Below are 14,001 nucleotides of genomic sequence, written 5' to 3' on the forward strand. Positions count from 1 at the left end.
ACTCACCCTCTCGGGCTTTCCTCCGGGCTTCCCTTCGGTCTTGCGTTTCCGACTCTATCAGATCTTTTTCCGATCCGATTTCCTCGGTGCTTTCCGGGTTCCCGCTCTCGCGTTTCCCTTTCCGGCGCTTCCGACTTTATCAGAAGTTCTGAGTCGGAATTTCCACCCGGTCCGGGTCAACCGGATCCAGTCCATGAGGCACTGGGGTTCCCGGTCGGGCAGAGCCGTAAACGTACTGGAGCGGGGTGCCTCGATGCAAATCGAGGCACCCCGCTCCAGGTTGAGGCCGACGAGGTCAGACCTCCACGACCACCGGGAGGATCATCGGCCTGCGCCGGTAGGTGTCCGAGACCCACTTGCCGAGGGTCCGGCGGATGAGCTGTTGCAGCTGGTGGGGCTCCACGACGCCGTCCTGGGCCGAGCGCTCCAGCACCTCCGAGATCTTCGGCAGGACGTCCGCGAACGCGGAGTCCTCGATGCCGGAGCCACGGGCCTGGACATGGGGCCCACCGGTGATCTTGCCGGTGGACGCGTCGACGACCACGAAGACCGAGATGATCCCTTCGTCGCCGAGGATCTTGCGGTCCTTGAGGGCCGGCTCGCCCACGTCGCCGACGGAGAGGCCGTCGACGTACACGTAGCCGGCCTGGACCTTGCCGGAGATCTTCGCCTTGCCAGCGACGAGATCCACGACCACGCCGTCCTCGGCGATGACGATGCGGTCGTGCGGGACGCCGGTGAGGGCGCCGAGCTCGGCGTTGGCGCGCAGGTGCCGCCACTCGCCGTGGACCGGCATCAGGTTCTTCGGGCGGCAGATGTTGTAGAAGTACAGCAGTTCGCCGGCCGAGGCGTGGCCGGAGACGTGCACCTTGGCGTTGCCCTTGTGGACGACGTTGGCGCCCCAGCGGGTCAGTCCGTTGATGACGCGGTACACCGCGTTCTCGTTCCCCGGGATCAGGGACGAGGCCAGGATGACCGTGTCGCCGTCGACGATGCGGATCTGGTGGTCGCGGTTGGCCATCCGGGACAGGGCCGCCATCGGCTCGCCCTGGGAGCCCGTGCAGACCAGGACCACCTCGTGGTCGGGCAGGTCGTCGAGGGTCTTGACGTCCACGACCAGGCCCGGCGGGACCCTGAGGTAGCCGAGGTCCCGGGCGATGCCCATGTTGCGGACCATGGAGCGGCCGACGAAGGCGACCCGTCGGCCGTATTCGTGGGCCGCGTCCAGGATCTGCTGGATGCGGTGGACGTGGCTGGCGAAGCTGGCCACGATGATCCGCTTGCGGGCGCCGGCGAAGACCTGCCGCAGGACGTTCGAGATGTCGCGCTCGGGCGGGACGAAGCCCGGGACCTCGGCGTTCGTCGAGTCGGCCAGGAGCAGGTCGATGCCCTCCTCGCTCAGCCGGGCGAACGCGTGCAGGTCCGTCAGACGGTTGTCCAGCGGAAGCTGGTCCATCTTGAAGTCGCCGGTGTGGACCACCATGCCGGCGGGGGTGCGGATGGCGACCGCGAGGGCGTCGGGAATGGAGTGGTTGACGGCGACGAACTCGCAGTCGAAGGGTCCGACGCGCTCCCGCCGGCCCTCGGCCACTTCCAGGGTGTAGGGGCGGATGCGGTGCTCCTGGAGCTTCGCCTCGATGAGCGCGAGGGTCAGCTTGGAGCCGATCAGCGGGATGTCCGGCTTCTCGCGGAGCAGGAAGGGGACGCCGCCGATGTGGTCCTCGTGACCGTGGGTGAGGACGATGCCCTCGATGTCGTCGAGGCGGTCCCGGATGGACGAGAAGTCCGGCAGGATCAGGTCGATTCCGGGCTGCTCCTCCTCGGGGAAGAGCACTCCGCAGTCGACGATCAGCAGACGGCCGCCGTACTCGAAGACGGTCATGTTTCGGCCGATCTCACCGAGCCCGCCGAGCGGGGTGACGCGCAGGGCGCCTTCGGGGAGCTGCGGCGGCGGGGCGAGTTCAGGATGCGGATGACTCAAAAGACTCTCCTCACCACGCACGCCACGTACCGGTCGGGCACGTGGCGTGCGTGACGTTCGTGCATAAGCAGTTGTCGTTGTGTGGGTGCGGGCACACCGGTGGTCCCGCTTATTCAGTTGTGAAGCCTTGCTGCGCGGACGACCGCGCGAAGTCTGTTGTCAGAGCTGTACCCCGCCGGGAGCAAGATCGATCTTGAGCTGGGCGACCTCTTCGGCCGAACATTCGACCATGGGCGCGCGCAGCGGTCCGGCGGGCAGTCCCTGGAGGGCGAGCGCGGCCTTGGTGGTCATGACGCCCTGGGTGCGGAACATGCCGGTGTAGACCGGGAGCAGCTTCTGGTGGATCTCCGTCGCCTTCTGGACGTCGCCGGAGGTGAAGGCCTCGACGAGGGCCCGCAGGTCCGGGGTGACCAGGTGGCCGACGACCGAGACGAAGCCGACGGCGCCCACGGAGAGCAGCGGCAGGTTGAGCATGTCGTCGCCGGAGTACCAGGCCAGGCCGGACTGCGCGATGGCCCAGCTCGCGCGGCCGAGGTCGCCCTTGGCGTCCTTGTTGGCGACGATCCTCGGGTGCTCGGCGAGGCGGACGAACGTCTCGGTGCTGATCGGGACGCCGCTGCGGCCGGGGATGTCGTAGAGCATGACGGGCAGCCCGGTGGCGTCCGCGATGGTCGTGAAGTGCCGGTACAGGCCCTCCTGCGGGGGCTTGTTGTAGTACGGCGTGACGACCAGCAGGCCGTGGGCTCCGGCGCTCTCCGCCTGGCGGGCCAGTTCGGTGCTGTGGTGGGTGTCGTTGGTGCCGACGCCCGCGATGACGTGGGCGCGGTCGCCGACCGCTTCCCGTACGGCTCGTACGAGGTCCGCTTTCTCCGCGTCGCTGGTGGTGGGGGACTCGCCGGTGGTCCCGTTGATGATCAGGCCGTCGTTGCCTGCGTCCACCAGGTGGGTGGCGAGCCGCTGCGCGCCGTCGAGGTCGAGCGCGCCGTCCGCCGTGAAGGGCGTGACCATGGCGGTGAGGACCCGCCCGAAGGGGGTCTGCGGAGTGGAGGTCGGAGCCATGGGTTACACGCTACTCGGTGCTCACGGCGCGGTCTGCCCTCGGGGTGCGGGGAAAGTCCGGACAAAGGCGGAGCCCGGCACTGCCTGCTCGGGGGTTCAAGCAGTGCCGGGTCCGTTTGATCAGGCTAGATGAACTTCTCCAAATGCCGCAATACGGACACTTCGCGAGGCTGATCCGTACATCTGTGCCGAGCGCGACAGGCAGCACGAGAAGCAGGCCGTACTACGGCGCGACACGGCCGTTCGCGTTGAAGGCGGCGTACGTGAGCGGCATGAGCCTGGCCCACTCCGCCTCCATCTTCTCGCCCACCATCTCGATCTCCCGCTGCGGGAAGGACGGCACCTTGGCCAGCTCGTGCTGGGTGCGCAGACCGAGGAAGTGCATCAGCGAGCGCGCGTTGCAGGTGGCGTACATCGAGGAGAAGAGGCCGACGGGGAGCACGGCGCGGGCCACCTCGCGGGCGACGCCGGCGGCGAGCATCTCCTGGTAACGCTCGTAGGCCTGGATGTACGACTCCTGCATCGAGCGTTCCACGATCTCCTGCTGGGCTTCAGTGCCCGGCACGAACTCGTACTTTCCGGGACGCCCCTGCTGGACCAGCTTGCGGTCCTCGCCCGGCACGTAGAAGACCGGCTGCAGTTCCCGGTAGCGACCCGACTCCTCGTTGTACGAGTTGTGGACCACGAAACCGTTCGCAAGGAAGTTGTGCCAGGGCCCCTCGACGGAGAGGTCGTACGTCATCTCCTCGCCGTCGGTCTCGATCGACACGACCTGGTCCGGCACCGCCTTGGTGACCTTTCCGCCACGTCGGGCCAGCGCCTGCTCCCCCGCGCTCTTGACCGCGTGGCACGGCTCGCAGGCGGGAGCGAGGTTCTTCTCGTCGAGGGCCTGGAGCAGGTCACCCGCCACCGGGACGACATGGTCGAGGGCGAGCTGTTCCCGGGGGAAGCCCTGCCCGCACAGATGGCAGGTGTCGACATCCTTGATGAGCCGCTCGCGCTGCATGGCGGTCCATACACCGATGCCACGGCGCAGGCTCGGCGGCACCAGGCCCTGTGACGGGCCCGGTGCGGTGCCGGAAACGAGCACGGCGTCCCCCACGGACAGTTCTCCCGCCTTGCACCAGCCGTCGGGGGTGAACAGGGCGTGGTCGACGGTACAGCGGAGTGTCTTGCCCGACGCCGTGGTGATCTTGACGAGCGCCTTGACGCCCGACTCGATCACGTCGACGATCCGCGCCCGCTGCGCCAGAAGGGTTTCCTCATCGAAGCAGCGCACGTGGTTGCGGCGTACCGATTCGAGCTTGCGGATACGGGTGCTGGGGTGCAGCTCCCTGAACTCGGCGACGGCGGACTCGGCGGCCTCGCGGTTCTCGTAGAGGCCGAGGTAGTGGTTGCTGTCGCCGCGCTTCACCTGCGCCATCCACTTCCCCGCCCGGCTGTGCCAGGTGACACCGCCGGCCGAATGCGGCAGGCGGTCCTCGACACCCACGTGCCAGAGCCTGTACAGCTCGGCGATGGTGCGACGACGCAGCTGACCCGCCTCGCTCTCCAGAGTGATCTCCGTGTCCCCGGCGATGCACCAGCCCACCCGGTGCCGCATGAACTCGCGGAAGACGAAGATCGGGGCGCTGATGAAGAAGGTCATCGAGTTGTGCTCGAAGGGGCTGCCGTGCCGGTCCCGCATCAGGTAGTTGATCAGGCCCTTGGAACGCTCCGGGTCCTTCTGCAGCTCCTCCAGGGACTGCTCGCCGGCGGTGGAGACGCGGGCGGCCCACAGCACGTCGGAGTCGGCCGCGCTGTGCTTGACCAGCTCGACGGTGACGTCGCTGCGGAAGCTGGGCTTGAGGTCGTCGGCGGGGGTGTCGGTCACGACTCGGAGGGTCCTTCCATCACATCTCTCGGGCGGCGCCCACTCTACGGCCCGGCACTGACATCGGGGCGTTCAGTGTCCGGGTGCGACATCTTCACCGAACTTCGGTGAAGTTCTGTGAATTCGGGGCAACCGGGCACCTATCGCTTCGTTCGCTCGTCTGTACCGGTGAGAGCGATTCGTTCGATCCCTTCCGAGCCCCCGTCCCCGAGAGGAGACGTACCCCCGATGTTCCGTCGGCGTGAACCCGTCCCGTTCGCATTCCTCGCCGAGACCGACAGGTTCCGCAGCAATGTCACTCCCCCGCCCCGGCCGCGGTCGTCCGTGAGCCAGATAGCCGGGCGGTGGCTGCTCGGGCTCACCCTCGTGGCCGGTCTTGTGGGTTCCCTCGTCCTGGGCATGCCCGCGCTGTCCACGTCGTCCGGCACCGGAACCCAGCAGTCCCAGGCTTCCCAGGGCCACTGACCCTTCCGGACCTCCGCGGGTGGTGGGCGGGGACACGGCCGGATAGCCTCACCGGGCACAGCCCACGCATGGATTGAGTGAGGACCAGCCGTGCCCCTGCCCTTCCTGACGGCCGACCGCACCTTCGACGCCGCACCTGACGGCGCGCTGCCGTACGACGACGACCGCGACCGCTGGCGACGCCCCTACCGGCCCGGGCCGTGGCGTGTGGGCGGGGCCGCGCTGTGGCTGCTGCTCGCCTCGTTCGTGCTGTTCGCGGCGGTGGCGCTGGCCCTGACCGGGTCGCTCTCCTCCGCCGCCGTGGTCCTCGGCATCGCGCTGCTGATCATCGCGGCCGCGCTGCGGATACTGCGCATGGGAGTGTGGGTGAGCGCGCGCGGCGTGCGCCAGGTGGGCCTGCTGCACACGCGCACGGTGCCCTGGCGGCGGGTCGTCTCGGTGCGCACGGCGCAGCAGCCGGTGCGCTGGCTGGGGCTGCCGCGCACGGTGCAGGGGCAGGCGCTGACGCTCGTACGCGAGGACCGGCCGGCGGGCGACACGGCGCCGTTGCTGACCACGCACACGCTGGACTTCGTGGGCCGGGCCTCGGCCTTCGACCGGGCGGCGGACGTCGTGGAGGCGTGGGCGGCGGAGTACCGGCGGAGCTGAGCGCGCGGAGCAGCCGCGCGCTCAGCGGCCACGCAGGGAGCGGCAGGAGCGGGTCAGGCCCCGGTCGGCTTGCCGTCGTGCAGGGCTATGGCGCGCTGCATCGCCTTGCGGGCCCGCGGGGTGTCGCGGGCGTCGTGGTAGGCGACGGCGAGCCGGAACCAGCTGCGCCAGTCGTCGGGGGCGGCCTCGGTCTCGGCCTTGCGTTTGGCGAAGACCTCGTCGGCCGAGTCCCGGTCGATGCGGCCGCCGGGCGTGCGCTTCAGCTCGTCGACGGGCAGGCCGCCCTCGGCGTCCAGTTCGGCGGCCAGGGCGTTGGCGCGGCGGACGAACCGGGTGTTCATCCACAGGAACCACAGGCCGATGACCGGCAGGATCAGTACCGCCACGCCGAAGGTGACGGTGAGGACCGTGCCGGTCTGGATGAGCATCACACCGCGGCTGCCGACCAGGACGAAGTAGAAGAGCAGGACGGCGGCCGTGAGGGCGTAGGAGATCTTCGCGCGCATGTCAGAGGTCCCGGATCAGCCGAGGTCCAGGAAGTTCTCCAGGCCGAAGGTCAGGCCGGGAGTGGTGACCACGCGGCGGGCGCCGAGCAGGATGCCCGGCATGAAGCTGCTGTGGTGGAGGGAGTCGTGGCGGACCGTGAGGGTCTCGCCCTCGCCGCCCAGCAGGACCTCCTGGTGGGCGAGGAGGCCGCGGAGGCGGACCGCGTGGACCGGGACGCCGTCGACGCTGGCTCCCCGGGCGCCGTCCAGTGCCGTGACCGTGGCGTCCGGGGCGGGCGCCGTGCCGGCCTTCGCGCGGGCCTCGGCGATGAGCTGGGCCGTGCGGGTGGCGGTGCCCGAGGGGGCGTCGACCTTGTTCGGGTGGTGGAGTTCGACGACCTCCACCGACTCGAAGTAGGGGGCGGCGATCTGCGCGAACTTCATCGTCAGCACCGCGCCGATGGAGAAGTTGGGGGCGATGAGCACGCCGGTCTCAGGGGACTGGGCGAGCCAGCCCCTGAGCTGCGCGAGGCGTTCGTCGGTCCAGCCGGTGGTGCCGACGACGGCGTGGATGCCGCGGCGTACGCAGAAGTCGAGGTTGCCCATCACCGAGGCGGGGGTGGTGAGTTCGACCGCGACCTGGGCGCCGGACGCCTCCAGCGCCTCCAGCTTGTCGCCCCGGCCGAGGGCGGCGACCAGCTCCAGGTCCTCCGCGGCCTCGACCGCCTTGACCGCCTCGGAGCCGATCCGGCCCTTGGCGCCGAGGACCGCCACGCGCAGCTTGCTCATCTTCTTCGTTCCTTATCGGTGTGTGTCAGGCGACGGCGTCGTGCAGGCGTGCGGCCTGTTTGTCCTTCAGCGGGCCGATGACCGACAGAGACGGGCGCTGTCCCAGGATGTCGCGGGCGACGGAGCGGACCTCGTCCGGGGTCACCGCCGCTATCCGGGCCAGCATGTCGTCGACGGACATCTGCTCGCCCCAGCACAGCTCGCTCTTGCCGATGCGGTTCATCAGCGCGCCGGTGTCCTCCAGGCCGAGCACCGTGGAGCCCTGGAGCTGGCCGATGGCGCGTCCTATCTCGTCGTCGGGCAGACCGTCCCGGGCGACCTGGTCGAGTTCGTCCCGGCAGATCTTGAGGACGTCGTGGACCTGCGAGGGGCGGCAGCCGGCGTAGACGCCGAACAGGCCGCAGTCGGCGAAGCCGGAGGTGTAGGAGTACACGCTGTAGGCCAGGCCGCGCTTCTCGCGGACCTCCTGGAAGAGCCGGGAGGACATGCCACCGCCGAGGGCGGTGTTGAGCACGCCGAGCGCCCAGCGGCGGTCGTCGGTGCGGGCGAGGCCCGGCATGCCGAGGACGACGTGTGCCTGCTCGGTCTTGCGGCCGAGGAGTTCGACGCGGCCCGCGGTGCGGATCGTACGGCTGCCGTCGCGCGGGGCGATGGGCACGGCCGCGGTGTTCTTGAGGGCGCCGGCCTTCTCGAAGGCGGTGCGGACCTGTCGTACGACCTTGTTGTGGTCGATGTTGCCGGCCGCGGCCACCACCAGGTGGGTGGGGTCGTAGTGCTTCTTGTAGAAGCGGCGGATGCGGTCGGCGGTGAGGGCGTTGACGGTGTCGACGGTGCCGAGGACCGGGCGGCCGAGGGCGTTGTCGCCGAACATGGTGTGCGCGAACAGGTCGTGCACGCAGTCGCCGGGGTCGTCCTCGGTCATGGCGATCTCTTCGAGGATCGCGCCGCGCTCGACGTTGACGTCGTCCTCGAGGATCAGGGAGCCGGTCAGCATGTCGCAGACGACGTCGATGGCGAGCGGCAGGTCGGTGTCGAGCACGCGTGCGTAGTAGCACGTGTACTCCTTCGCCGTGAACGCGTTCATCTCGCCGCCGACCGCGTCGATGGCGGAGGAGATGTCCAGGGCGGAGCGGCGCGTGGTGCCCTTGAAGAGCAGGTGCTCCAGGTAGTGGGTCGCGCCGTTCAGGGCGGGGGTCTCGTCGCGGGAGCCGACGTGGGCCCAGATGCCGAAGGTCGCGGAGCGGACCGAGGGCAGGGTCTCGGTGACGACGCGCAGGCCGCCGGGGAGGGTGGTCTTGCGGACCGTGCCGATGCCGTTCTCGCCCTTGATCAGGGTTTGGGTACGGGCGACGGCCCGCGCCTCCGAGGAGGTGCGGGCCGTCGTCGTAGAGCTGCTCGACGTCACTTGTCGGTGTCGTCCTTCGCTGCGTCCTCGGAGGAGGCGTCTTCCTCGCCCTCGATCACGGGGATCAGGGAGAGCTTGCCGCGGGAGTCGATCTCGGCGATCTCGACCTGGACCTTCTGGCCCACGCCGAGGACGTCCTCGACGTTCTCCACGCGCTTGCCGCCGGCGAGCTTGCGGATCTGCGAGATGTGCAGCAGACCGTCCTTGCCGGGGAGGAGGGAGACGAAGGCGCCGAACGTCGTCGTCTTCACGACCGTGCCCAGGTAGCGCTCGCCGACCTCGGGCATCGTCGGGTTGGCGATGCCGTTGATGGTGGCGCGGGCGGCCTCGGCGGACGGGCCGTCGGCGGCACCGATGTAGATGGTGCCGTCGTCCTCGATGGTGATCTCGGCGCCGGTGTCCTCCTGGATCTGGTTGATCATCTTGCCCTTGGGGCCGATGACCTCACCGATCTTGTCCACGGGGATCTTGACGGTGATGATCCGCGGGGCGTTCGGGGACATCTCGTCCGGCTTGTCGATCGCTTCCATCATCACGTCGAGGATGTGGAGGCGGGCGTCCCGGGCCTGCTTGAGGGCGGCGGCCAGGACGGAGGCCGGGATGCCGTCCAGCTTGGTGTCGAGCTGGAGGGCGGTGACGAACTCCTTGGTGCCGGCGACCTTGAAGTCCATGTCGCCGAAGGCGTCCTCGGCACCGAGGATGTCGGTGAGGGTGACGTAGTGCGTCTCGCCGTCGATCTCCTGGGAGATCAGGCCCATGGCGATACCGGCGACCGGGGCCTTGAGCGGCACACCGGCGTTGAGCAGCGACATGGTGGAGGCGCAGACGGAACCCATGGACGTCGAGCCGTTGGAGCCGAGGGCCTCGGACACCTGGCGGATCGCGTAGGGGAACTCCTCGCGGGTCGGCAGGACCGGGACCAGGGCGCGCTCGGCGAGGGCGCCGTGGCCGATCTCGCGGCGCTTCGGGGAACCGACGCGGCCGGTCTCGCCGGTGGAGTACGGCGGGAAGTTGTAGTTGTGCATGTAGCGCTTGCGGGTCACCGGGGAGAGGGTGTCCAGCTGCTGCTCCATGCGGAGCATGTTGAGGGTGGTGACGCCCAGGATCTGGGTCTCGCCACGCTCGAACAGCGCCGAGCCGTGCACGCGCGGGATGGCCTCGACCTCGGCGGCGAGCGTACGGATGTCCGTGACGCCGCGGCCGTCGATGCGCTTCTTCTCCTTGATCACGCGCTCGCGGACCAGCTGCTTGGTGAGCGAGCGGTACGCGGCGGAGATCTCCTTCTCGCGGCCCTCGAACTCGGGGAGCAGCTTCTCGGCGGCCAGACCCTTGACGCGGTCCAGTTCGGCCTCGCGCTCCTGCTTGCCCGCGATGGTCAGCGCGGAGGCGAGCTCCGGGCGGACGGCGGCGGACAGCGCCTCCAGGACGTCGTCCTGGTAGTCGAGGAAGATCGGGAACTCGCCGGTCGGCTTGGCGGCCTTCGCGGCGAGGTCGGCCTGCGCCTTGCACAGGACCTTGATGAAGGGCTTCGCGGCGTCCAGACCGGCGGCCACGACGTCCTCGGTGGGGGCCTCGGCGCCGCCCTTGACCAGCTGGATGGTCTTCTCGGTGGCCTCGGCCTCGACCATCATGATCGCGACGTCGCCGTCCTCCAGGACCCGGCCGGCGACGACCATGTCGAAGACGGCGTCCTCCAGCTCGCTGTGGGTCGGGAACGCGACCCACTGGCCGTTGATCAGCGCGACGCGGACGCCGCCGATGGGGCCGGAGAAGGGCAGGCCGGCCAGCTGGGTGGACGCGGACGCGGCGTTGATCGCGACGACGTCGTACAGGTGGTCGGGGTTGAGCGCCATGATGGTGGCGACGACCTGGATCTCGTTGCGAAGGCCCTTCTTGAAGGACGGGCGCAGCGGGCGGTCGATCAGACGGCAGGTGAGGATCGCGTCCTCGCTCGGCCGGCCCTCACGGCGGAAGAAGGAACCCGGGATCTTGCCGGCGGCGTACATACGCTCCTCGACGTCCACCGTGAGGGGGAAGAAGTCGAGCTGGTCCTTGGGGTTCTTGGAGGCGGTGGTGGCCGACAGCACCATGGTGTCGTCGTCCAGGTACGCCACGGCGGAGCCGGCGGCCTGCTTGGCCAGGCGGCCCGTCTCGAAGCGGATGGTGCGGGTACCGAAGGCGCCGTTGTCGATGACGGCCTCGGCGTAGTGGGTCTCGTTCTCCACTAGCGTGTTCTCCGTTACTTTCGTCTACTTATCGTCTTTTGTCCCGGTCTGCCCGTGTGGCAGGGGGACGGCCACGGAGAAGCGCGCCTTGCGGTGCGGGCCGGTCTTCGATCGAAGCACCCGGGGCTCGCTTCCCCCCGGGGGCCACTACCGAGGACCGGCGGCGGCTTGGGTGCACTTCTCCTTCGTGATGCGTCGTGCTACCACACTACAAAGCGTGAGTGACACTCCGCACGTTTCCGTACGTACGGCAAAGGGAGCGGCCCCGGGTTTCTCCGGGAACCGCTCCCTTCATGGCGTCTTACTTGGCGCCCGCCGCACCGCGGCGGATGCCCAGGCGGTCGACCAGCGCACGGAAGCGCTGGATGTCCTTCTTCGCCAGGTACTGCAGCAGGCGACGGCGCTGACCGACCAGGATCAGCAGACCACGGCGCGAGTGGTGGTCGTGCTTGTGGGTCCGGAGGTGCTCGGTCAGGTCGGAGATCCGACGGGACAGCAGAGCGACCTGGACCTCGGGGGAGCCGGTGTCACCCTCCTTGGTACCGAACTCGCCGATGATCTGCTTCTTCGTAGCGGCGTCGAGCGACACGCGTACTCCTCGTGGTCTGTGTAGTGCCTCCGAGTGCTCCCGGTCTGCATCGCGGGAGAGCTTCCGTTACTCGGGAGGCGGGGATCCGCTGGGCGCTTCCTCCAGGGTCCGCGAGGGACTCCGGGGGTGCGTACACACACGGCCGTCGTCAAGAGTACCAGTGCCGGTGGGCGGGTCCGACCGGGGCCGGACCGCTGTGCACAAGCCCCGACGAGCGGGTACGACCGCCAGTAGTGTGGCCGTCACAGCGTACGTACGTCGGGAAGGGGTCGCTGCGCGATGAGCGAGACGGCTGAGGAGATGAAGGCGCGCAAGGAGCGGGAACGGGACGAGCTCTACGCGCTCGACATCTCGGGCGTCGAGTGGCACTGCGCGCCAGGCACCGAGCAGGACGAGGAGCGGGTCGAGATCGCCTATCTGCCCGAGGGCGCGGTGGCCATGCGGTCCTCGCTCGACCCGGACACCGTGCTGCGGTACACGGAGGCGGAGTGGCGGGCCTTCGTGCTGGGCGCGCGTGACGGGGAGTTCGACCTGGAACCCACCGAGCGCAACGGGGGCCTCGCCGCCCAGTGACCGGTGGCCCCGGGGGGTGCACGCGCGCGTGCCGCCCCCCGGGCGAGGGTCCCGTCTCCCGGTGGAGGGGTCAGCCGTCCCCGGCGCTGCCGATGCCGAGCACGGACAGCACGGCCTCCTTGGGGTGCTTGTCGTCGGCGGCGAGTTCCCGCTTCGCGAAGAAGACCCTGCCCTGCTCCACCACGATGTCCGACCGCGTCGGGTCGCTGAGTTCGCCCCCGTCGTCGGAAGGGAGGCCGAAGAGCAGGTACGGGGTCTGCTTGCCGGTCCGCGGGTCCCAGCTCAGCACGGCGGACGGTTCGATGTCGCTGAGGCTGCCGCGCAGGACCAGCAGCCGGTCACCGCTCATCCGCAGCGGGACTACGGGTTCCAGCGAGCGGCCGTCGAGCTTGCCCTCGCTCCGGCCGGTCTTCCGGTCGAACGCGACGATCCAGTTCTCCGGCTGGCCGATCTGCGCCTGGTCCTTGCTGGTGACGAAGACCCGGTCGGCCCCGACGACCACACCGTCGCAGTTCTCGATGTCACCGAAGAACCCCGCGGAGAAGTAGCGGTCGCCGCACCTGGGGGCGTAGGCGTCGCCGCCCATGGGGATGGTGGCGAGCTTGCCGCCGTCATCGCTGTCGAGCGTGATGAGGTCGGTGACCAGGGTGTCCCCGGCCGCGACGGCGAGCACCGGCGGGTCGGCGGAGGGCAGGTAGACGTCCTGGACGCCGGCGGCCACCTTGTAGGTCCACTCGGGCTTGCCGGTGCGCGGGGCGAGCCGCTGCACCCGGTACGTGGTGTCGGCCCCCTCGCCGCAGCTCTCCAGGGCGAGCAGCGCGCCGCCGCCTGCGAAGCCCTTGTCGACGCACCTGGCGCCGGTCGAGCTGTTCCACAGCCGCGCGCCGTGCGCCATGTCGTACGCCACCGAACCGTGGCCCCAGGCCACCGCGACGACCCCGTCGGCCAGCGTGAGGTTCGTGTTGGTGACGTAGGCCTCACGCGCGGAGGGCATCGTGGCCGTCCACAGCTTCCTGCCGGTGTTCAGGTCGACGAAGACGACCTCGTCGCAGATGCCGGCGTCCTTGGTGCCCTTGCGCTTGCCGGGCTGCACCACGACCGCCGTACGTCCGTCGGCGGTGACGTGGCCGGTGGTGGCGCAGAGGTGGCCGTCGAGCTGGAGGGACCAGGCCGTCTCGTCGGCGCCGGGTTCGATCTTCACGCCGATGATCCTCGTGCCGATGCCCTTGGCGAGGATCTTGCCGGTGGCCCAGGTGCCGGGCGCGTAACGGGGGCTGGGGTCGCTCTCCTTGGGGAGGTCCTCCTCGTAGTGGTCGACCACCACCTGGCCCTCGGGTGAGGCCGGGGCCTTCTCGACGGTCTGCCGTACCGCGTCGGGAGCCGGGGCGCCGGCCCGCTGGGTGCCCGAGGACCTGTCGCCGCCCGCGGCCAGGAACAGCGCGCCGCCCACGGCCAGTACGACGGCCACGACGGCCGCCAGCGCACCGGAGAGGCGTCTGCGCCGCTTCCTGCGCTCGCCGTCCGCGGCCAGCGCGGACTGTGTGTAGATGGAAGGAGGTGGGCCGAAGCTCACGCCGAACGTTCCCTTTCTTCTCTGCTGCGCGCTACGCGTAGGGCAGAACTTCCGGGAAGGTCGCGGCGGTTGCCGTGCATACCTCGTACTCCCCCGTCCCCCGTGGCGTCCGCGCGCAATGCCCCGGATTCCGGGGCCAGTTCATCTGTGCTCACGCGAACACGCCTCACCCTATCCCCCCTGCTCAGCGACGGCTCCGTCACCGCGGGCCAGGCCCGGGAGTCGTCAAGGGCGCCCGAACTGGCGGCACTTGCCCGTTTTGTTCAGCGGCGGTGCGGCCGGTGTGACCAGGTGGACGTCCGCGCAGGGACGGACGGGCCTGCCGAGGTGCGGCCG

The 14,001-nt window shown here is 69.6% G+C and carries 11 protein-coding genes and 3 pseudogenes; 3 read left to right on the forward strand and 11 right to left on the reverse strand.

Annotated features, from left to right (window positions below; all coding sequences use genetic code 11):
• Nucleotides 1–295: 295 nt before the first annotated feature.
• The 5 genes and pseudogenes from AB0G52_RS14110 to AB0G52_RS14130 all read right to left on the reverse strand — a co-directional run.
• Entirely contained in the window at nucleotides 296–1,981 is a 1,686-nt protein-coding gene (locus tag AB0G52_RS14110; protein WP_132889915.1) for a ribonuclease J, read from the reverse strand.
• Nucleotides 1,982–2,140: 159 nt separating this feature from the next.
• Nucleotides 2,141–3,040, reverse strand: coding sequence for a 4-hydroxy-tetrahydrodipicolinate synthase (dapA, locus tag AB0G52_RS14115; protein WP_361336550.1), 900 nt, complete (start codon nucleotides 3,038–3,040; stop codon nucleotides 2,141–2,143).
• A gap of 223 nt (nucleotides 3,041–3,263) precedes the next feature.
• Nucleotides 3,264–3,713 (reverse strand): annotated as a pseudogene (thyX, locus tag AB0G52_RS14120) (FAD-dependent thymidylate synthase); the annotation flags it as partial.
• Nucleotides 3,714–3,716: 3 nt separating this feature from the next.
• Nucleotides 3,717–4,643, reverse strand: a pseudogene (locus tag AB0G52_RS14125) (HNH endonuclease); the annotation flags it as partial.
• A pseudogene (locus AB0G52_RS14130) lies at nucleotides 4,623–4,913 on the reverse strand (FAD-dependent thymidylate synthase); the annotation flags it as partial. The pseudogenes AB0G52_RS14125 and AB0G52_RS14130, both read right to left, overlap by 21 nt.
• A gap of 228 nt (nucleotides 4,914–5,141) precedes the next feature.
• Here AB0G52_RS14130 and AB0G52_RS14135 point away from each other — a divergent pair.
• Both AB0G52_RS14135 and AB0G52_RS14140 read left to right on the forward strand, forming a co-directional pair.
• Nucleotides 5,142–5,378, forward strand: coding sequence for a hypothetical protein (locus AB0G52_RS14135; RefSeq protein WP_361336552.1), 237 nt, complete (start codon nucleotides 5,142–5,144; stop codon nucleotides 5,376–5,378).
• 90 nt (nucleotides 5,379–5,468) lie between these two features.
• Nucleotides 5,469–6,026: a hypothetical protein gene (locus AB0G52_RS14140; RefSeq protein ID WP_361336554.1), complete on the forward strand. Its 558-nt coding sequence runs from the start codon at nucleotides 5,469–5,471 to the stop codon at nucleotides 6,024–6,026.
• Between the two features lie 53 nt (nucleotides 6,027–6,079).
• On the opposite strand, the gene AB0G52_RS14145 is transcribed toward AB0G52_RS14140, so the two are convergent.
• The 5 genes from AB0G52_RS14145 to rpsO all read right to left on the reverse strand — a co-directional run bounded on the left by AB0G52_RS14145 (nucleotide 6,080) and on the right by rpsO (nucleotide 11,519).
• The gene (locus AB0G52_RS14145) at nucleotides 6,080–6,532 is read right to left on the reverse strand and encodes a hypothetical protein (protein WP_132889910.1); all 453 of its coding nucleotides are present in this window, start codon (nucleotides 6,530–6,532) and stop codon (nucleotides 6,080–6,082) included.
• A gap of 15 nt (nucleotides 6,533–6,547) precedes the next feature.
• Nucleotides 6,548–7,300, reverse strand: coding sequence for a 4-hydroxy-tetrahydrodipicolinate reductase (dapB, locus tag AB0G52_RS14150; protein WP_132889909.1), 753 nt, complete (start codon nucleotides 7,298–7,300; stop codon nucleotides 6,548–6,550).
• Between the two features lie 25 nt (nucleotides 7,301–7,325).
• Entirely contained in the window at nucleotides 7,326–8,705 is a 1,380-nt protein-coding gene (locus tag AB0G52_RS14155; RefSeq protein ID WP_132889908.1) for a pitrilysin family protein, read from the reverse strand.
• Nucleotides 8,702–10,930, reverse strand: a complete 2,229-nt coding sequence (locus AB0G52_RS14160) for a polyribonucleotide nucleotidyltransferase (RefSeq protein ID WP_132889907.1) — start codon at nucleotides 10,928–10,930, stop codon at nucleotides 8,702–8,704. The genes AB0G52_RS14155 and AB0G52_RS14160 overlap by 4 nt, the downstream gene beginning before the upstream one ends.
• 301 nt (nucleotides 10,931–11,231) lie before the next feature.
• Nucleotides 11,232–11,519 (reverse strand): 30S ribosomal protein S15, encoded by a 288-nt coding sequence (gene rpsO, locus AB0G52_RS14165; RefSeq protein ID WP_132889906.1) that lies wholly within the window; start codon nucleotides 11,517–11,519, stop codon nucleotides 11,232–11,234.
• Between the two features lie 279 nt (nucleotides 11,520–11,798).
• On the opposite strand from rpsO, the gene AB0G52_RS14170 reads away from it, so the two are divergent.
• The gene (locus AB0G52_RS14170) at nucleotides 11,799–12,092 is read left to right on the forward strand and encodes a DUF397 domain-containing protein (RefSeq protein WP_132889905.1); all 294 of its coding nucleotides are present in this window, start codon (nucleotides 11,799–11,801) and stop codon (nucleotides 12,090–12,092) included.
• A gap of 70 nt (nucleotides 12,093–12,162) precedes the next feature.
• On the opposite strand, the gene AB0G52_RS14175 is transcribed toward AB0G52_RS14170, so the two are convergent.
• Complete coding sequence (locus AB0G52_RS14175; RefSeq protein WP_361336558.1) at nucleotides 12,163–13,665, reverse strand: PQQ-binding-like beta-propeller repeat protein; 1,503 nt, start codon at nucleotides 13,663–13,665, stop codon at nucleotides 12,163–12,165.
• Nucleotides 13,666–14,001: the final 336 nt, after the last annotated feature.

The organism is Streptomyces sp. NPDC021562 (assembly GCF_040640875.1).
In the GTDB taxonomy this organism is placed as follows: Bacteria; Actinomycetota; Actinomycetes; order Streptomycetales; family Streptomycetaceae; genus Streptomyces.